The organism is Streptomyces sp. NPDC059832 (assembly GCF_042731715.1).
Classification (GTDB): Bacteria; Actinomycetota; Actinomycetes; order Streptomycetales; family Streptomycetaceae; genus Streptomyces.
The window spans coordinates 14,005-30,643 of the sequence record NZ_JBHWIY010000029.1 but is presented as its reverse complement, the minus strand read 5'-3'; the positions used below and the strand labels follow the sequence as shown (position 1 = coordinate 30,643).

The 16,639-nt window shown below is 68.8% G+C and carries 16 protein-coding genes and 4 pseudogenes; 10 read left to right on the top strand and 10 right to left on the bottom strand.

The window, feature by feature from the left end; translation table 11 throughout:
* Positions 1 to 129 precede the first annotated feature (129 nt).
* Positions 130 to 666 (bottom strand): DUF4240 domain-containing protein, encoded by a 537-nt coding sequence (locus ACFV8T_RS34775; protein WP_385335381.1) that lies wholly within the window; start codon positions 664 to 666, stop codon positions 130 to 132.
* Positions 667 to 1,614: 948 nt separating this feature from the next.
* Positions 1,615 to 2,484: a hypothetical protein gene (locus ACFV8T_RS34770; protein WP_385335379.1), complete on the bottom strand. Its 870-nt coding sequence runs from the start codon at positions 2,482 to 2,484 to the stop codon at positions 1,615 to 1,617.
* Between the two features lie 738 nt (positions 2,485 to 3,222).
* On the opposite strand from ACFV8T_RS34770, the pseudogene ACFV8T_RS34765 reads away from it, so the two are divergent.
* Both ACFV8T_RS34765 and ACFV8T_RS34760 read left to right on the top strand, forming a co-directional pair.
* Positions 3,223 to 3,411 (top strand): annotated as a pseudogene (locus ACFV8T_RS34765) (cytochrome P450); the annotation flags it as partial.
* Between the two features lie 172 nt (positions 3,412 to 3,583).
* Positions 3,584 to 3,877, top strand: coding sequence for an SAM-dependent methyltransferase (locus ACFV8T_RS34760; protein ID WP_385335377.1), 294 nt, complete (start codon positions 3,584 to 3,586; stop codon positions 3,875 to 3,877).
* A gap of 460 nt (positions 3,878 to 4,337) precedes the next feature.
* Here ACFV8T_RS34760 and ACFV8T_RS34755 read toward each other — a convergent pair whose 3' ends face one another.
* The gene (locus tag ACFV8T_RS34755; RefSeq protein ID WP_385335375.1) at positions 4,338 to 5,882 is read right to left on the bottom strand and encodes an FMN-binding glutamate synthase family protein; all 1,545 of its coding nucleotides are present in this window, start codon (positions 5,880 to 5,882) and stop codon (positions 4,338 to 4,340) included.
* A 267-nt stretch (positions 5,883 to 6,149) separates the two neighbouring features.
* Here ACFV8T_RS34755 and ACFV8T_RS34750 point away from each other — a divergent pair, with 267 nt between their 5' ends.
* Positions 6,150 to 6,485 carry a helix-turn-helix domain-containing protein gene (locus ACFV8T_RS34750; RefSeq protein ID WP_385335373.1) on the top strand — a complete coding sequence of 112 codons (336 nt, stop codon included), beginning with the start codon at positions 6,150 to 6,152 and terminating at the stop codon, positions 6,483 to 6,485.
* A gap of 92 nt (positions 6,486 to 6,577) precedes the next feature.
* On the top strand, positions 6,578 to 6,916 hold the full coding sequence (locus ACFV8T_RS34745; RefSeq protein WP_385335371.1) for a hypothetical protein: 339 nt from the start codon (positions 6,578 to 6,580) through the stop codon (positions 6,914 to 6,916).
* Positions 6,917 to 7,382: 466 nt separating this feature from the next.
* On the opposite strand, the gene ACFV8T_RS34740 is transcribed toward ACFV8T_RS34745, so the two are convergent.
* Positions 7,383 to 7,895, bottom strand: a complete 513-nt coding sequence (locus ACFV8T_RS34740; RefSeq protein WP_385335369.1) for an NUDIX domain-containing protein — start codon at positions 7,893 to 7,895, stop codon at positions 7,383 to 7,385.
* Positions 7,896 to 7,922: 27 nt separating this feature from the next.
* Between ACFV8T_RS34740 and ACFV8T_RS34735 the strand changes: the two are divergent.
* Positions 7,923 to 8,354: pseudogene (locus tag ACFV8T_RS34735) on the top strand (ATP-binding protein); the annotation flags it as partial.
* Between the two features lie 290 nt (positions 8,355 to 8,644).
* Here ACFV8T_RS34735 and ACFV8T_RS34730 read toward each other — a convergent pair.
* From ACFV8T_RS34730 to ACFV8T_RS34715, 4 genes and pseudogenes are all read right to left on the bottom strand, one after another.
* A complete protein-coding gene (locus tag ACFV8T_RS34730; protein ID WP_385335510.1) occupies positions 8,645 to 9,217 on the bottom strand; it encodes a GNAT family N-acetyltransferase in 573 nt (190 codons plus the stop codon).
* 105 nt (positions 9,218 to 9,322) lie between these two features.
* A pseudogene (locus tag ACFV8T_RS34725) lies at positions 9,323 to 9,922 on the bottom strand (transposase); the annotation flags it as partial.
* 210 nt (positions 9,923 to 10,132) lie between these two features.
* Complete coding sequence (locus ACFV8T_RS34720; RefSeq protein WP_385335367.1) at positions 10,133 to 10,672, bottom strand: hypothetical protein; 540 nt, start codon at positions 10,670 to 10,672, stop codon at positions 10,133 to 10,135.
* 28 nt (positions 10,673 to 10,700) lie between these two features.
* On the bottom strand, positions 10,701 to 11,414 hold the full coding sequence (locus ACFV8T_RS34715) for an SDR family NAD(P)-dependent oxidoreductase (RefSeq protein ID WP_385335365.1): 714 nt from the start codon (positions 11,412 to 11,414) through the stop codon (positions 10,701 to 10,703).
* 195 nt (positions 11,415 to 11,609) lie between these two features.
* On the opposite strand from ACFV8T_RS34715, the gene ACFV8T_RS34710 reads away from it, so the two are divergent.
* Both ACFV8T_RS34710 and ACFV8T_RS34705 read left to right on the top strand, forming a co-directional pair.
* Positions 11,610 to 13,382 (top strand): MOSC domain-containing protein, encoded by a 1,773-nt coding sequence (locus tag ACFV8T_RS34710; protein WP_385335363.1) that lies wholly within the window; start codon positions 11,610 to 11,612, stop codon positions 13,380 to 13,382.
* Positions 13,383 to 13,587: 205 nt separating this feature from the next.
* Positions 13,588 to 14,283 (top strand): type 1 glutamine amidotransferase domain-containing protein, encoded by a 696-nt coding sequence (locus ACFV8T_RS34705; RefSeq protein WP_266744792.1) that lies wholly within the window; start codon positions 13,588 to 13,590, stop codon positions 14,281 to 14,283.
* A 307-nt stretch (positions 14,284 to 14,590) separates the two neighbouring features.
* Here the strand turns inward: ACFV8T_RS34705 and ACFV8T_RS34700 are convergent, their stop codons facing one another.
* The gene (locus ACFV8T_RS34700) at positions 14,591 to 15,085 is read right to left on the bottom strand and encodes a hypothetical protein (RefSeq protein ID WP_385335361.1); all 495 of its coding nucleotides are present in this window, start codon (positions 15,083 to 15,085) and stop codon (positions 14,591 to 14,593) included.
* Positions 15,086 to 15,355: 270 nt separating this feature from the next.
* Here ACFV8T_RS34700 and ACFV8T_RS34695 point away from each other — a divergent pair, with 270 nt between their 5' ends.
* Positions 15,356 to 15,496: a hypothetical protein gene (locus tag ACFV8T_RS34695; RefSeq protein ID WP_385335359.1), complete on the top strand. Its 141-nt coding sequence runs from the start codon at positions 15,356 to 15,358 to the stop codon at positions 15,494 to 15,496.
* Complete coding sequence (locus ACFV8T_RS34690) at positions 15,496 to 15,792, top strand: YfhL family 4Fe-4S dicluster ferredoxin (protein ID WP_385335357.1); 297 nt, start codon at positions 15,496 to 15,498, stop codon at positions 15,790 to 15,792. Before ACFV8T_RS34695 ends, ACFV8T_RS34690 begins: the two co-directional genes overlap by 1 nt.
* Here ACFV8T_RS34690 and ACFV8T_RS34685 read toward each other — a convergent pair.
* Positions 15,732 to 16,289, bottom strand: a complete 558-nt coding sequence (locus tag ACFV8T_RS34685) for a hypothetical protein (RefSeq protein WP_385335355.1) — start codon at positions 16,287 to 16,289, stop codon at positions 15,732 to 15,734. The two genes, ACFV8T_RS34690 and ACFV8T_RS34685, sit on opposite strands and share 61 nt — an antisense overlap.
* 31 nt (positions 16,290 to 16,320) lie before the next feature.
* On the opposite strand from ACFV8T_RS34685, the pseudogene ACFV8T_RS34680 reads away from it, so the two are divergent.
* Positions 16,321 to 16,422: pseudogene (locus ACFV8T_RS34680) on the top strand ((Fe-S)-binding protein); the annotation flags it as partial.
* Between the last annotated feature and the right edge of the window lie 217 nt (positions 16,423 to 16,639).

Here is a 16,639-nt window from a genome sequence, read left to right as displayed (position 1 = left end):
GAGGTCTCATGTTGATGCGTCGCGTATACGTCAGTGGAGGCGGGTTCTTGTCCTGAGGGTGTGACAGATCGTGATCCTTGGAAACCTTGCCTCCGCTGTTCGACCGCGCATCGTGACCGCGAGTTCCGCTTACTCAAGGTAGAGAGCTGCCAAGCGTGGCAGACGGCGAGTCATTTCGCCTCGGTCGTCGAAGTCGAAGCCCCAAGCGAGGTCCAGCTCCGGGTATCGGATGGTGAACGCGTCGTCAGGGAGTTGCTTGCCGGTCGCTGTGATGTGTGCGTCCCAGACGATGCTCAGCGTCTCCTCACAATCGAGATCGATTCCGTCGGCTGCTGAAGCTCGCACGACAGGAACTTCCGCGAGGGCATCGGGGTCAGCGACCATGCGCTCGAAGACCTCGCGTCCCTGCACGATCAACCAACCGCGGAAGTAGTCGAAGCCGTCGTCGGAGCATCCGCCGTTGATCACGTACGCAGCGGCCCACAGAGGATTCGTGTAGGAGTCGGCCATCAGGTCCCACAACACCTGCTGAGCGGCAACGATCTCCTCGGCCGGTTGTGCGGCCAGCAGCGAGGTTGCCCGGCGGGCAACCTTCTCTCCTTCCTTCGGGTTGGACACCTGGTTGCGAGCTGCCTCGACGAGCTGCCAGAACTGCTGTTTGTTCATGGCGCCAGAGCATGCCACCCGGTACTGACACCGCGCCGATCCCGGGAGGTCGGCCCGTCAGAGCACCGCCTCGCCCCGCTCAGCGTGTGTGGTCGCCGGGGGCATATCGGCTCCAAGTTCCGCTGGCTTCGGTGACCAACCGGTAGCCGTCTTGTCGTGATGGCCGAGGGCCTTCGCAATGACGAGTGCCGGGGCCCGAAGGACGAGCTGGCGGATCATGGAGGTCCTGCCGCGCTGCGGAGGGAAGCCGACCTCTCGCAATCGGCGTGGTCCTCACCTGTATGCCCGTGCAGCACTCGGGATCACCACCCGGCTTCATGTCGGCCAGCGCCCGACGTGAAGCCGGGCGGGGTACGCCCACGCTCTGCTCTGCCTCGCGAAGGGCGAGGCCGAAGAGCTCAGATCCACAAGTTTTGACAACTTCTCGTCACCATCCGGGGCATGCCCATCAGCCGTGAGACGCGCGCTCACTCTTCGCGGACCTGACGCGGAGCGCCCCGGCCACGCTGGATCCTGACGAGCTCGGCGTGCCCGTTGCAGTGCCCGGTCGGCTGTCCGCAGACATGCTGGCGACGGCCCACCGGTTGGCCGCAGGAGGGCGCTCTTCGGCTTGAACGGTACGGCCGAGGTGGGCAGGGCCAAGGCGCGGGCGACGGCGAAGGTAACGGAGGCGGCGTGACGCCGGGCGAGCCCGTGCAGCCGTTCACGCAGGGTATGGCCGAGCGGGAGTGCCCAGCCGTAGGCGAGGCAGCGGACCGCCCCCGGTGCATGCCGCAGCGGGCCTTCTTGACCTTGCGCCGGGCGCGGCCCGGGGTGCGAGTCGGCCCCGGCCGTACTGCGTCCCTCTTGGGTTCTATCGATTGTCGGAGCGGGTGCTCCCAAGGACGAGCGGAGCCTCGACCGCCCATGGGACACGATCCGAGGGACCGGGCCTCACGCCCTGCAAAGTCATTCACCGGCGACCAGTTCGCCGAGCGAAGGCGTGCCGACATCGGCTGCGGGACGCGCGAGATGCAGTGCGGTGTGGAAGTGGCCCGCCGATTCCTTGCCGTCCGGGTCCTGCCCATGGGCGGTCACCGCGTCGATGGCGTACTGCTGCTCGGCAGCGCCGGTGAAGCGGCGTTGGACGAAGGTGCGCCCGGCGTACGCCTCGGTGGTCAGGCCGTGACCGGCCAGGTGCTCGGCGATGGGCGCGTAGGAACCGGTACGCAGGACGAAGGCGGCAACCCACGGCAGTGTGCGGGCGCTGTCCAGGAGTGGCTGGAATGTGGCCCGGGACAGGAAACTGGCACCACCAGTGACGGTGATGAGTCGGATTCTCCGGGCCGCGTCCAGCAGGTCCCGGGTCGGCCGGGCGGTCTCCAGGTTCTCGGCGAACCCGGCGTCGAGCAAGCCGACCGCTCGTGCGTAGGCGATGGCGTTGGGCGCTATGTCGAGGCCGATCACCGGGACGGCGTCCCGTCTGCGACGGGCGCGGAAGAAGGACCTGTCGTGCTCGGCCAGTTCCTCCGCGGTCATGGCCACCGCCTGCGGCGACGTGTAGTGGGCGTACAAGTCGTCCAGGGTCAGCTCGTGGTTGAGCAGGGCTGCGTTGATGCCGTACGAACAGCACAGGTCCAGCACCGCTTCGCCCGGGGCCCGCAGCCGTAGTGCTGCCAGGCGGCGGAAAATGCGCTGGGCGTGATGCGGTGTCCGGTAGCCGAACGCGCCAAGTTCGCGGAAGAAGGCGCGGGGATCGGCCTGGTCGTAGATGTCGTCGAACGGGGTCATCGTGCGCTGCGCGGGCTCCCCCGCGTCGTCTTCCCGTACCTCGGCCATCACATGCTCCGTTCTGCCGGCCGGGCCGCCGTCCGTGGTCGCCACAGCCTCCCGCACGGAGCGGGCCGGGGAAACAGGCCGCTGACGGATCCGGCCATGCCCGGCCGAACGGCGGTGGGTAGACCTCGGGCTGTTCCGCGGTCACGGTCTTGGTGTCCTCGCTCGGCGCTCGGACGGCGTTCGGCCTTGACGGCGAGCGCGTTGCGCTCGACGACTGACGACGTGACGGTCTTCTGACGTTGTGCCATTCCCCGTCCAGGGGTCCTGGGATGTCGCTGGCCATCGGCGGTCAGTCGGGGTTGGCAGCTCTGGAGCTCACGAGGGTGTCGAGTCGGACGGCGAGGTCGGGGTGGACTCATCGAGTGCGGGCCGCTGCCCGCCCGGCGCGGGACACACGAGCCCTTCAAGGAACTCATCACGGGCCTTGAAACCCCCTCGCCCTGAACGCAGACCGGCCCGGTACCCTCTCCCCCGCCACGCCGCCTGTCTCCATCAGCGCGCCGCGGGCCGGATCGGGATCCTGACCCGGCTGATCCGCCAAGCCGCGATCACCGCGATCCTCGGCGCCACCGAAAGAACTACCCAGACCCTCCTCAACAGCGTCCGGCTCGACCACCTCGCCGAACAGCACCACCGCCCCACCCCGATGAACTCGGCCACGTCCGCGCGGGCCGCGCCGTTTGGAGCGATGTTGTCGAAGAAACACTCCGCCGTGACGCTCCCATCGCGGACCTGCCGATGCGGTACCCCATCGACGACATCGCTCTCCCCGACGGCACCGTCATCACCACCGGTGACCCGATCCTCGCCTGCTACAGCGCGGTCGGCCGTCACCCCGGAGGGTACATGCCGGACGCCGGCCGGTTCCTCCTGCTGCGCGTGAAGAGAGAGCACCTCGCCTTCGGATACGGCGCCCACATGTGCCTCGGGGCACCCGTGGCGCGCGTCGAGGGCGAGATCGCCCTCGCCAAGCTCTTCGTCCGCTACCCCCGCGCACGTCCTGTCGGCAGCGACAGCCGCGCCCCGGTGCGCAGCTTCGTCCCCAACACCACCACGCGCCTGGACATCGTCCTGGAGCCCCTCCCCGGGGAGGCTCACGATGGGCACGCTCACCTCGGCTGTCACGGCACGTGGTCGGGCTCCTGTCACCGCACCGTCCGTCGCAAAGCTCACGGACTGGCTGCTCGGCGGCAGGCACCACCTCCCCGCGGATCGGCAGCTGGGCAGGCTCGTCCTCCTCGAAGCACCCTGGTTCGAGGACGCCGTACAGATCAACCGCCTGTACGCACACGAGACGGCAGCGATGCTCGCCCACGACTTCGGTATCACGCAGTTCATCGACCCGGGCCGCAGGTCGACTGTCGCAGTTACCGTTTTCGTGGTTCCGCAATAGGGCCTCCGGCCCTCGGGTCCGGCATGACCTCTACCCCGGCGAGGCCAAGACGGACGCAGAGGACGCGTTCATCATCGCGGCTGCGTCCCGCGCGATGCCCCCGCACGCTGCAGGCCAAGCTGCTGGCCGGGCGGATCGAGGAACTCCCGGAGGCCCATCCTCTTCCGAAGGTCCTGGCGTCCATGCCGGGAGTCGGCTCAGGACCGGAGCCAGGATCCTGATCGAGGTCGGCGACGCCAGCACGCCACCGTCCTGCGGGTGTTCAGGAATGTCTGACGAGGGCTTCCGGGGTCAACGTGCGGCCCATAGGGATCCCGGTCTGCTGGTACCAGCACTCGGCCGCCTCGGCCTCACCGAGGGCGGCGCCGATCCGCCACGGTGTGCGCCGCGGTTCGCGAAGCCGGCCGACCGCCCCGTACCGCCCGACCTCGCGGATCAGGCACCGGCAACTCGTCACGCGTCAGCCGGCAGGCTTCTGGAGAGGGGTCGGTTTGGTGGTGAGCAGCGTGGTGATCTCCTGGGCAAGCTCCGGGCCGAGTTCGCCCCAGCCGTCCTTGTAGCCATAGACGCTCGCCAGGGTGCGGGCGTCGTAGTCGCCGTTCATGATCTCGATGTCGTTGGTGGTGATGAGTGCCGGGTGGGCGACGCCGACAGCTCCCGAGACCTTCAGCAGTTCCCTACGCAGGGTGCGCAGGTAGACAGCGGCCCGAATGGCCTTCGAGGGCGCATCGACGCCGCGCACCAGCCACGGGTCCTGGGTGGCGATGCCGGTGGGGCACTTGTCGGTGTGGCATTTCTGCGCCTGGATGCAGCCGATGGACAGCATTGCCTCGCGGGCGACGTTGATCATGTCGACACCCAGGGCGAAGGCGACGGCGGCGTTCTCGGGCAGGCCGAGCTTGCCGGAGCCGATGAAGGTGAGGTCGTCGGTCAGACCTCGCTCGGCGAACGTGCTGTAGACGCGGGAGAAGCCCATCCGGAACGGCAGCGACACCGAGTCGGTGAAGATCAGGGGAGCCGCCCCGGTGCCACCCTCGCCTCCGTCGATGGTCACGAAGTCGACCCCGCGATCACCACGAGCCATCAGCGTGGCCAGCTCCTGCCAGAAGCTCATCTCCCCCACAGCGCTCTTGATCCCGACCGGCAGACCCGTCTCGGCAGCGAGCAGCTCCACGAAGTCGAGCATCGAGTCGACGTCGTGGAACGCGGTGTGCCGGGAAGGGGAGGCGCAGTCCTTGCCGGCCGGGATGCCGCGGATCCTGGCGATCTCGGGGGTCACCTTCGCGCCCGGCAGCATCCCGCCGAGCCCCGGCTTGGCGCCCTGGGAGAGCTTGATCTCTATTGCCTTGACCGGGGCGCCTGTGACCACGTCCTTGAGCTTGTCGAGGTTGAAGGTGCCGTCCTCGTTGCGGCAACCGAAGTACGACGTCCCGATCTGGAGGACGAGGTCACCGCCGTTGCGGTGGTACTGCGAGAGGCCGCCCTCACCCGTGTTCTGCATCGCGCCGGCCAGCGCCGCGCCCTTGTTGAGCGCCGTGACGGCCGCGCCGGACAGCGATCCGAAACTCATCGCCGAGATGTTCACGACGCTTGCCGGCCGGAACGCCTTGGCGCGCCCGCGCGGGCCGCCCAGCACCTTGGCCGAGGGCAGCGGGGCCTGCGGGTCGTGCAGATCGGGCAGCGTGCCGGCGAACGTCCGCTGCTTCACGTACGCGTGCCCTTGCACGTGCTCGACGTCTACGTCGGTTCCGAACCCGAAGTAGTTGTTCTCTTCCTTCGCCGACGCATAGATCCAGGTGCGCTGGTCACGGCTGAACGGGCGCTCTTCCTCGTTGGACGTCACTACGTACTGGCGCAGTTCCGGCCCGATCGTCTCCAACAGGTACCGGGCGTGCCCGATCACGGGGAAGTTTCTGAGCAGTGCGTGCTTCTTCTGGACGAGGTCGCGGGCAGCCACCAGCGCCAATGCTGTTGCGGCGGCTGCGCCGATGCTCCGAGCGCGCATGAACGTTCCTCTCCTCGGCTGCTTGATACCCGACTCCATCGCTGTGCGGCGGACGTCGTGGGCGTTGGGCGGCGGACACGGCCAGGCAGGCATCGGCGTCCGACGACGAAACGCCACATGATGTTAGAGGTCTCGCGAATGGGCGGACGGGGCAGGGTGCGTGAGACCGGCCGCGCCACCGGCATCCTCGAGTAGGGCTTTGCTGCTGAGGTTCTCTCTTTGTCGTCGGGTGGTGACTGTTGGTGATCCCTGCGGCATGCCGGTGAGATGCGGCATGCGGAGAGTGGGGGCCTGACTGCTGAGCGGCGGGCGTTTCATGAACAGGTGCGGCTGGAAGCCGGCGCGCGGTTCGCGGCGGGTGGGAAGACCGCGGTGATCGCGAAAGAGTTGCGGGTGAGCGAGCGTTCGGTGGAACGCCGGCGCCGGGCTCGGCGGGAGGGTGGTCCGGAGGCCCTGCGTTCCGCTGGGTCGGCGAAGGTGCCGAGGATCTCGGTTGCCCAGTCTGCAGTGCTGGAGGAGGAACTGGGCAGGGGCCCGGCCGCCCATGGCTTCGAAGATCAGCGGAAGATCAGCGGTGGACCCTGGGCCGGGTTCAGGTGGTGATCGCCCGCCGTTTCCAGGTGAACGCGATGGCTCGACACCCTGCGCCGGACGGACGGACCCGCCCTGACCGCATCCGAAGGAGACCGTGAACCGTGAGGATATTCGTCTGGCGCTGCGGGCTCGGTGTGCTCGCCATCCTGATGGCGGCGTTCACCCCGCACGTGTTCCGTGCCGAATCGACGTGGCAGGCCATCGCCTGGTCGGTCGTGCTCATCGGCACGGTCACCTTCGTCGCCACGCTCATCCGTGCCGAACTGCTGCTGCGCCGCCTGGGGCCGGCAGGCGGACAGCGACACCTCCGAGACCTGATCCTCATGGCTTCTCCGGGGGAACACGGCGCCCCGGACCGAACGCGAGGAGAGCATGACCCTGCCCACCGGGTGAAATGGTCACCGCATGTCAGTGGCCCGGCCCTGGGTCAGATCGTTTGATAGGGGACAGCGTTCGTGCCCCCCCCCTGAGGCCTTGTGGGCCAAGGGGGTTGGAGACGGTGGACAAGGCCCGCCTGTACCAGCACGGCACAATCGGTGAGAAGGCCTTCGCGCACGAGATCGACGACTCGCCGACGGCGGCGACCGGTTCGGCGTGAACGTCTCCACGGTGCTGCAGCTGCTTCCCCCACTGATCAACAGCGCGGTCGTCATCTCCCGGTTCCTGCAGAAACACGACTACGACGCCGACGTGGTCACCCAGCTCAAAGTACGCCGCCCCGGTGAGGCCGAGGCGATGGGCTGGGATGAGTTCTGCCACGGCCCCGCGTCCGGCGACCATGCCCACCTGCACGCGCGTCTGACCACCGGGGCAAAGCCCCCTGCGGGACGCCCTCGAACAGGCCCACGGCGAGAACCTCGACCTCCGACGCGAACTCGCCCGTCGCGGCGGACCCACGCCGACCCCTCAGAGACGGCCCACCTGACCAGCCATCCAATCCGCGTGCTGACGGATTCGGACCACGTCATCGGGACAGCAGCTCTCCCAGCCCTCGTCCAAACGCATCCAGGCCGCCGGCTGCCCGGCCTCCGCGACAAGCGGGGTGGCCACATCAACGACTGCGGCATACGACAACCCCAACGTGACCGGCCAATCCGGGTGAAACGAACGAACCGCGACTGCCGCCGGCTCAGACAGCAACTCCGGCTGAAGGCCCACTTCTTCGAAGAGTTCCCGGCTCGCGCCCTCTCGCGGCGTCTCTCCGGCCTCGACCTTCCCACCCGGCGGAACCCAGCCCCGCCAACGGTGCTTCACCAACACCACCCGAGCAAGGTCCTCGTCAAACAGCCAGACCTCGGCTGCAAGCGGCTCCATCGGCCCCTGCCTGGCAGAGGCCAGCCACTGCCGGGCTCCGTCGAACTCCGCCACCGCCCGCCGGCTATCAACGACTGCCGCCTCGACGGCCAGCTTGTCGACCACTTTCCGTATCACCGGGACAAGATAAGGGGACGCGCTGACATCGCCGTGGCTCTCGCGGTCGCGGCCTGCCGGGCCGGCTGTTCTACTTCACCAGCCTCGACGAGGTGGTCCGCGACCTCAGCACCACCAAATCCGCAGGGCGCCTGACCAGCAGACTCGGCAGCCACCTCCGGCCGGCCGTCCTCGTTCTGAACGAGGTCGGCTACCAGCCCCTCGCCCTGGGCGAGTGCCAACCCGGTCTTCCAGGTGATCTCGAAGCGCCACAAAAGGGGCTCGATCATTCTGACTTCGAGCAAAACTTTCGGTGAGTGGGGGCAGGCGTTCGGGGACGAGGTCCTCGCCACCGCAATCCTCGACCGTCTCCTCCACCACCGCGGAGTCATCTCCGTCAACGGCCCCAGCTACCGCCTCAAGAACCGACTCGCCGCCATCGAACAAGACCGGGACGACACAGCCTGAACCAGGCATTTCAACCCTGTCCGGTGACCGGCAGAGGGCCGGCTGCCGCCGGAACTCAGAACAGCCCGAACGCCCTCATCCCAGTGGTTGCAAGGAAGATGACACCGGGTACCCCAAAGACGCCTCGCATGATGCCTGGCGAGAACCTTGGATCGACCACGCCACCAGGTGACCGCTGGGCTATCAGAGGGCGGACTGTAAGTCTTTGTCCGGTTCTCCGTTGTGTGTGGATGAGGCGCAGTGATCAGTGGTTTGGGGCGTGGCCGATACCGGGTGCCGAGCGACGTAACTCAGTGGGCAGGAACCGGCTCCGACGACGGCCGCCACTCCCGCCTGATCAGCCCGTAGACCCACGAGTCGGAGACCTCGCCGTTGACTACGCAGTCCTCCCGCAACGTCCCTTCACGCGCGAAGCCGAGCTTCTCCAGCACGCGGGCAGATGCCACGTTGCGCGTATCGGTCTCAGCCTGGACGCGATTCAGCTCCAGCGTGTCGAATGCCCACCGCAGCAAAGCGCGCGCGGCCTCGGTCGCGTAGCCGTGGCCCCACGCTGCATCGTCGAAGCAGTAGCCAAGCGAAGCGCTGCGGTAGTCCGGATTCCACCTGTTCAGGCTGCACCAGCCGATGAACGCCCCGTCGGAGACACGATCCACGGCCAGCCGCGCCCCGGTGCCCTCCTGTGCCATCTGCCGGCAAGCCGTGATGAACTTCTCGGCGCGCACGCGTTCGCTCCACGGTGGCGCGTCCCAGTAGCGCAGCACGTAGGCGCTGCTGTGCAGTGCGAAGAGGTCGTTCGCATCCGCGTCTTCGAATGCACGCAGTCGAAGGCGAGCGGTGTGCAACGAGGAGATGGGCAGCGACATACTCATGTTCCCTTCTCTGATCGGTGGCCGATCATCAGACATCCGATGCGGGTCACTCGCAATGGGTTTTCTCGGCGGGCTGGCAGAACGACGTGTCCGCTCATCGGCGCGACCGAGCGTCTCTCCGTGTGGTTGGGAGCGGACCGCGACCGCGTACCCGAGTTCGAGGGTGCGGCAGGTGCGCCGCAGGTGGCGGGTGCCGTAGACCTCGTCGGCCGCGAAGAACGCGGCCCGTTTCCCGCCGGCCACCGCCCGCGTGAGCAGGGCCGCGGCGAGTTCGGGCTTGGTGGCGAGGCACACCTCCTCGGGAGCGCCGGCCGGCTCACGGCGTTGCTCGTCCCCGGCACAGTCCCTGGGCAGGTACAGAGCCCGGCCGGTCACCATGGGGCCGCGGTCGGTGGCGAAGGTGAGGTGGACGGCGACCTGGCACACCCCGACCCCGCCCAGCGCGCCGGAGTACTGCGGGCCGGCGCCGACCGCGTCCGCGGAAGACTTCTCGTCCCCGGTCTCCTCCGCGATCGGCACACCGTCACCGTCGTCCAGCACTTCCACGGCCCAGGCCGCCGTCCGCTCCAAGACGCGCTCCTGGTCCCAGACCGCGCGGGAGAGCAGGTCCTGCAACCGGTGCGGACCCCGATGCCCGATCGCCTCGGCCGGCGTCCAGCAGTTCACGTCCTCCAACGCCATCAGCAGGCCCTGGGCCATCTCCCGGAACGTCCCGCGGCTCTCCCGCCGCGGGAAGCAGTCGGCCACCCGGCCCATCAGGCCCTCGCACCGCTCCAGGTACTGCCCGCCGCGCTACTGTGACAGCGGCCGCCACTCTCCGATGGGTCATGCCTCGTCATGATCGCGACAGCCATCATCATCTCCGAACCCGGCCCCCACCTCGCCAACCAGCGCCACCCAGATCACGAACTACAGCTGCCGTGAGAACACGGAAACCCTGCTCAGCAACCAGAAAGCGCTGCTCGTGCCGACGCCGTAGGCGAGGTGGGTGGTCAGATCATCACGCAGCGTCTTGGCGTCGTATGTCCAGATGGGTTTGTAGAGTCCCGCGATCGGAAGCAACACGTATCCGCTGAGCCACACGAGCGCACCGTACGGGAGCCCGTAGAGGACGTGGGGCTTGCGCAGCGAGGCGCTGACGACGCCGTAGAAGGCCGCGTTGCCCACTCCATAGGCCCAGTGCATGAACGTGCTGACGGGGAACGCCGCGCTGTCCGGCAGCTCGCGCCGGGTGAAGGCCTCGGCCAGGCGCTTTCCGAGCTGCCCGGGATCCGGCGCCTCCTGCCAGGTGCGGACCGGGGCGAACTCCCAGTGCAGGGCGTTGTGTTCGCCGCCGGCCCGGCGCTGGCGCAGGAACCGCACGGTGTCCATGCAGACGGTGCCGATCACTCCCGCCGCCAGACCCGCACCGACAGCGCCGAGCGGAGTCAGCTGCTTGCGAGTGCGCATAGGTCGATCACTCCCGATCCCGGTACTTTCAGAAGCCGGCGCTCTGGCCGCCGTCGACGTGCAGGATCTCGCCGGTGACGAACGAGGCCTGTTCGAGGTACATGATCGCCTCGACGACGTCGTCGATCTCGCCCATCCGCCCGAGCGGGTGCAGCGCGGCGAGCGTGCCGCCCGGGTCGTCCGGGTGCATCGGAGTGCGGATGACGCCGAGTGAGACGGCGTTGGCGCGGATGCGGCGCGCCGCGTATTCGATGGCCAGCTCCTTCGTCGCCGCGACCAGGCCGCCTTTGGTCAGCGAGGCGAGCGCCGCGGGTATGCGCGCGTTGGCGCGGTCGACCAGCGACGTCGACACGCACAGCACGTGCCCGCCGTCGCCGCCCGCGAGCATCACGGGGATGGCGCTGCGCGTGACGTCGAAGAAGCCGCGCAGGTTGACGCCGGTCACCAGGTCGTAGTCGGCGTCGGTGTAGTCGGTGAATGGTTTCTCCCGGTAGACGCCGGCGTTGTTCACCAGCGTGTCGATCCGGCCGAAGCGGTCCAGCGCCTGCTCGACGATCTGCGCACCGGTACCGGGCCGGCTCAGGTCGCCGGGCACGGCGAGTACGTCCGGATCGTGCGACGAGGGAATGGACCGGGAGGTCACGACGACGGCGTACCCGCGCCTGCGGTACGCGTCGGCGACGGCCGCGCCGATGCCTTGTGAAGCACCGGTGACGATTGCCACCTTCTTCTCCGAGCTCATGGGTATGTCCAAGCTGAGGTTCTCGCGCTGGAGGTCTCCGGCTCACGGCGGGCCACACGCGGCAACGGCGCCCACCGACTCTCACTCTACGTGTCGCCGAGCCCCGGCGCCGCGTAGAGCTCTTCGGGTGCGGTCGGCGGCCGACCGTACGACGCTGGAGACACCGGCCTGTCGAGCGCGGGAGGAACACAGGTCATGGACGCTCTGATCGCCGTGAACGTCGGCATGCCCAAGGACGTCCCCTGGCACGGCATGACCACCCACACTGGCATCTGGAAGCGCCCCGCCGCCGGGCCCGTGATGGCGCGCCGCCTCAACCTGGACGGCGACGGGCAGGGTGACCTCGCCGGGCACGGCGGCGAGCAGCGTGCCGTGCTGGTCTACCAGTTGAGCTCCTATCGCCATTGGCAGGAGTACCTGAAGCGGGACGACTTCACGTACGGCCAGTTCGGCGAGAACCTCACTGTGGACGGACTCGCCGACGACGAGGTGTGCATCGGTGACCGCTACGAGATCGGCGGTGCGGTCTTCGAGGTCACCCAACCCCGCGTGACCTGCTATCGCGTGGGGTTGCGGCTCGGCGAGCCGCAGATGGCCGCCCTGCTGGTGTCCCATCGCCGTCCGGGCTTCTACATGCGGGTGCTGACTGAGGGACGGGTACGGGCCGGGGACGAGATCGCGAAGATCGCCTCGGGCCCCGAGGAGATGACCGTCGCGGAGATCGACGCGCTGCTCTACCTGCCCGGCCACGCCCGGCCGCAGCTCGAACGGGCCCTGCGCATCCCCGCGTTGAGCCCCGGTTGGCAGACGTCGCTGCGAGCCCTGCTCGACGACGCGGATCGCGGCTCCGGCGCCGTGGGTGGAAACCGCGGGCTGACCACCAGCAGCCCGCCGCCGGCCTGGCCCGGGTTCCGTCGGCTCGAGGTCGCCCGCATCGAGCCGGAGAGCGCGAGCATCTTCTCGATCACTCTGGCGGCAGTTGACGGTGAGCCGCCGCTCACAGCCGCTCTGCCGGGGCAGTTCCTCACGGTCCGCCTGCGGCCGGGCCCACAGGCCTCCCCGGTCATCCGCAACTACTCGCTCTCCGGCCGACCGGGCGCCGAGACGTACCGCATCAGTGTCAAGCAGGAGCCACACGGCGTCGCCAGCACCTACCTGCGTCAGCACGTGAAGGTGGGTGACGTTCTCGATGTCGCCGCTCCCCGCGGCACGTTCCTGCTCGCGGACGCGGACACTCCGGTCCTGCTGCTGTCCGCCGGTGTCGGTGCCACCCCGGTCCTGGCCATGCTGCACGTTCTGGCCGCGGAGCGCTCGCAGCGCGCGGTGTGGTGGCTGCACGCGGCCCGGGACGGCGAGAACCACCCGTTCGCCGGCGAAGTGCGCGCACTGCTGTCCCAGCTGCCCGCAGGCCGGTCGTTCGTCTCCTACAGCCGTCCGTCCGGCGTCGACCGCCCAGGTGTCGACTACACGGTCAGCGGGCGGTTCAGTCCCGAGCGGATCCGCAGCCTGGAGCCGCCTCCGGACGCCGACGCCTACATCTGCGGGCCGAGCGCGTTCATGCGGGACATGACCGGAGCCCTGGAGGCCTGCGGCCTGCCGTCCTCCCGGATCCACACCGAGGTCTTCGGGGCCACGTCCGCCGTCACCCCCGGTGTGGTGACCGGATCCGCCCGGACACCGCACCAGCCGGCCGCTCCTCCCGGCGGCCGCCCGGGGCCGTCCGTAGCCTTCGCGCGCAGCGGGCTGATCGTCCCCTGGCACCCCGACTACGGGACGCTGCTCGGACTCGCCGAGGCGTGCGACGTGCCCGTGCGCTGGTCCTGCCGCACCGGAATCTGTCACACCTGCGAGACCGCGCTTCTCTCCGGCCACGTCGAGTACGCCCCGCAGCCCCTGGAGCCCCCCGCCGGAGGAAGCGCGCTCATCTGCTGTTCGACGCCCCCGGCCGACGTGGTCCTGGACATGTGACCGGATGCGTCCGTGGCCGAGGGCGCCACCGCCGACGGCGCGATACGCGTCCGAGGCCGCCGACGGAGCACCGGGTTGCGCGCGGTCGGCGCAGCTGCCTAGCGTGGTTGCGTGGGCAGGGGGAGAAAACCGGCGGGGCGGGTCGGTTTCGTGGGGCGTCCCGCCGAACCCGCTCCTGGCATGCGTCCGAGAGGGGATTGCTCCCATGGCAAAGGTGCTTTTCATCGTCAGCGGAGCCACCTACTGGGTGTTGAAGGACGGCACACGGCACGCGACCGGCTACTGGGCCGAGGAGTTCGCGAACCCGTACAAGATCCTCACGGACGCCGGTCACGAGGTCGTCGTCGCGACGCCGAACGGTGTGACGCCGACCGTCGACATGATGAGCCTGCGCCCCGAGATGGTCGGTGGAAACGACAGCGCCCTGGAGCTGGAGGCCATCATCCGTTCCGCGGAGGTGATGCGTCGACCGCTGCAGCTGTCGGACGTGCGCCTGGAGGACTACGACGCGGTCTACCTGCCGGGCGGTCACGGTCCGATGGCGGACCTGGCGTGGGACGCCGACGTGGGGAGGCTGCTGACCCAGCAGTTGGCCTCGGGCAACCCGCTGTTCATCGTCTGTCACGGTCCCGCCGCAATGCTGGCCACCAGGATCCACGGTGAGTCGCCGTTCAAGGGCTACAACATCACCTGCTTCACCGACGAGGAGGAGGACGGCGTCGGACTGGCCTCCAGGGCGCCGTGGCTGCTGGAGACCGACGTGAAGGCGAAGGTCGGGGTCAACTTCAGCCGTGGTCCGATCTGGGAGCCCTACATGGTCGAGGACCGCAACCTGGTGACCGGACAGAACCCGGCCTCGGCCGCGGTCCTCGGGAACCGGATGCTGGAGATCCTCAAGTGACCTGTCCTGGAGCGATCCGGCCCAGGCACGCGCCGGCGTCGCAGGACGTCGGGCGCGTGGTGCACCGAGCCAAAGGGCCATAGCGACGGTTGCCCAGGCTCTGCTGGATCGGCCCATGGCTGCTGCTGCGGCTACTCGTCCTGCCACCGCCCCGGCGCGCCGCAGAGCACGTCCTGCACTGGTCCAGCTGGCGCCGACACCACCAGCACCGAGCCCGAACCTGCCATCTCGCCTGGCACGCCTACGCCGACACAACGCCCTGACCAGCGACAGCACCACCCAGATCACGAACTACAGCTGCCGTGCTTCAAGCACCGTTTTCAGAGGGCGGTACCTGAGGTGATGCCCGGTTTGGCCTTTCGGTTGGGCTGGGCAGGCTGGTTGCGGCCCGCCGGTGGGGCCACGGACGTGGCAGGGTGAACAGCCCTTGCTCGGTCTCGGCCAGGATCCCCCGCTCGGCGAGCCGCTTGAGCTTGAGACGGACGTTGTCGATATTGCTGGGAGCGATCTCCAAGTCCATGGCCTCACACACCGCCCGTGCCCGCAGCGGGGCATCGGCCGCGGCGTATACCGGCATGATCTGCTGGTAGGCCGGACGGTCCGGCAGCTTCGCGGCCGTCGGCACGGGTGGTGGCGGATCGGGCAGCTCCAGCAGCGTCTTGCGAGTGATCCGGATCTCCTCGGCGGCGGTGTCGAACCCGTCCAGCAGCGCGGTCAGCTCCGCGATCCTCCCCCGGGCCGCCTCGGCCTGCGCGCCGATCTCCCGCTCCCGCTCCTGCAGCCGCGCCAGTACCGCCCCCAACGTCGGCTCCCCGCCGCCAGGCGATCCACAGCTCCTCGCGCAACTCCCCCAGGGGCAAACCCGTCGCAGCGGCTCCACGCGGGACAGCCAACGCTCCAGCGGCCGGACAGTGTAACGGAGAGGTGTGGCACCCTCCGGGCCTCTGCGCCGCTTGTAGTAGCTCAGCGGGATCGTCGGATCAGCGGCCCATTCGATGTCACCCAGCCCCAGGTCCGCGATCCTGTCCGGGACGGTACCGCTATACATGCCGGACAGCAGCAGGACAAGAAGGTGCTTGTCGGGAAGCTGCTGCTCGACAACTACGCCCGTGACGCGTGCGCCTATCACGTACCCGACCGCGCCGCCGTGGAGCGCATGCACGCCGCTCTCGTACGCCAGCACCACGCCCGCCGGTTCGGCGCGGGCTCCTGATGGCCGCTCACATCGCCGAGGACTGCATCAACTGCGGTGCCTGCGAACCCGAGTGTCCCAATGAGGCCATCGCTGAAGGCGATGAAGTCTATGTCATCAACCCCGCCCAATGCAGCGAATGCGTCGGCTTCTACGACCACTTCGCCTGCCAAGCGGTGTGCCCGGTAGAAGCCTGCCTGCCAGATCCGGCGCAACGGGAGTCGGAGCAAACGCTCTACGACCGCACCGTCGAGCTTCATCCCGACACGACGTTTCCACCGCTGTCCAACAGCACTCCGTCCCACTTCAGGAAGTAGCGCCTGGCCTCGATGGCGGTCCGCGCAATCTCATCGCGCGGGCCGCTGGAAGCCCGGCCGCCCCTCGGCATCCCGGAACGCGCCGCCGCCGCGGCCGGGTGGCGCGCTTCGCCGCATGCGGCGCAGGCGGAGTGCTGGCCTATCGCGCCGCTGCACGCCGCCGTCGGCGCGCCGAGGCATCCCCGTCGTTGACTTGTGGTGCGTGCCCGACCGCTCGCCGGTGGTGCAGGCGCACCGCTTCGGGCCGGATCTACGCCGGCCGGCTGCGGATCGAGCAACTCCAGCAGCGTGTTGCGGGCGATCCGGACCTCCGCGGCGGGCCAGAGCTCGTCCGGCCGCGCGGTCAGCTGCGCGATCCGCTCCCTCATCGTCTCGGCCTGCGCGGCGATCTCATCGCCGAGCACCACCAGGTCCCGCTCGCGCCCTCGCACTGCGGTTCCCCTGCGGACGTGTGAGCGGAGCTGCGGGCCGTTGCCGGGGGACGCAGCTGTACGCATCGGCCTGTCCATCGCATGCCTCAACAACCCGGTGTTCCCGCAGACCGGCAAGGCCGTCGTCGCCCTTCCGGAGCGGCTCGGTCACGACATCGGCTTCCCGCAAGCCCGGACGTGCTGCAGGCAGATGCGCTTCTTCACCGGCTACCGGCCTGAAGCCTTGCCCATGGTGAGCCGCTTCGCAGAGGCCTTTGCCCGGATACGACACCGTCGTCACGCCCTCCGGATCCTGCGCCGGCCTGACCTGTCACCATGCTCCGTCGCAGCACTGCCGATCGGGACGCGTGATGCCCGACGACGCCCGGACCAGGGAAGTCCTGCGGGAGGCGACCCCAGTCCGCTGCCGACATTGT

Bases quoted from the DNA above. Each gene is read 5' to 3' on its own strand.
- ACFV8T_RS34750 (WP_385335373.1), top strand. From the start codon at position 6,150: ATGCGGCATGCGGAGAGTGGGGGCCTGACTGCTGAGCGGCGGGCGTTT.
- ACFV8T_RS34720 (WP_385335367.1), bottom strand. From the start codon at position 10,672: ATGCGCACTCGCAAGCAGCTGACTCCGCTCGGCGCTGTCGGTGCGGGT.
- ACFV8T_RS34770 (WP_385335379.1), bottom strand. From the start codon at position 2,484: ATGGCCGAGGTACGGGAAGACGACGCGGGGGAGCCCGCGCAGCGCACG.
- ACFV8T_RS34705 (WP_266744792.1), top strand. From the start codon at position 13,588: ATGGCAAAGGTGCTTTTCATCGTCAGCGGAGCCACCTACTGGGTGTTG.
- ACFV8T_RS34730 (WP_385335510.1), bottom strand. From the start codon at position 9,217: ATGTCGCTGCCCATCTCCTCGTTGCACACCGCTCGCCTTCGACTGCGT.
- ACFV8T_RS34755 (WP_385335375.1), bottom strand. From the start codon at position 5,882: ATGCGCGCTCGGAGCATCGGCGCAGCCGCCGCAACAGCATTGGCGCTG.
- ACFV8T_RS34715 (WP_385335365.1), bottom strand. From the start codon at position 11,414: ATGAGCTCGGAGAAGAAGGTGGCAATCGTCACCGGTGCTTCACAAGGC.
- ACFV8T_RS34760 (WP_385335377.1), top strand. From the start codon at position 3,584: ATGGGCACGCTCACCTCGGCTGTCACGGCACGTGGTCGGGCTCCTGTC.
- ACFV8T_RS34690 (WP_385335357.1), top strand. From the start codon at position 15,496: ATGGCCGCTCACATCGCCGAGGACTGCATCAACTGCGGTGCCTGCGAA.
- ACFV8T_RS34775 (WP_385335381.1), bottom strand. From the start codon at position 666: ATGAACAAACAGCAGTTCTGGCAGCTCGTCGAGGCAGCTCGCAACCAG.
- ACFV8T_RS34710 (WP_385335363.1), top strand. From the start codon at position 11,610: ATGGACGCTCTGATCGCCGTGAACGTCGGCATGCCCAAGGACGTCCCC.
- ACFV8T_RS34685 (WP_385335355.1), bottom strand. From the start codon at position 16,289: ATGCGTACAGCTGCGTCCCCCGGCAACGGCCCGCAGCTCCGCTCACAC.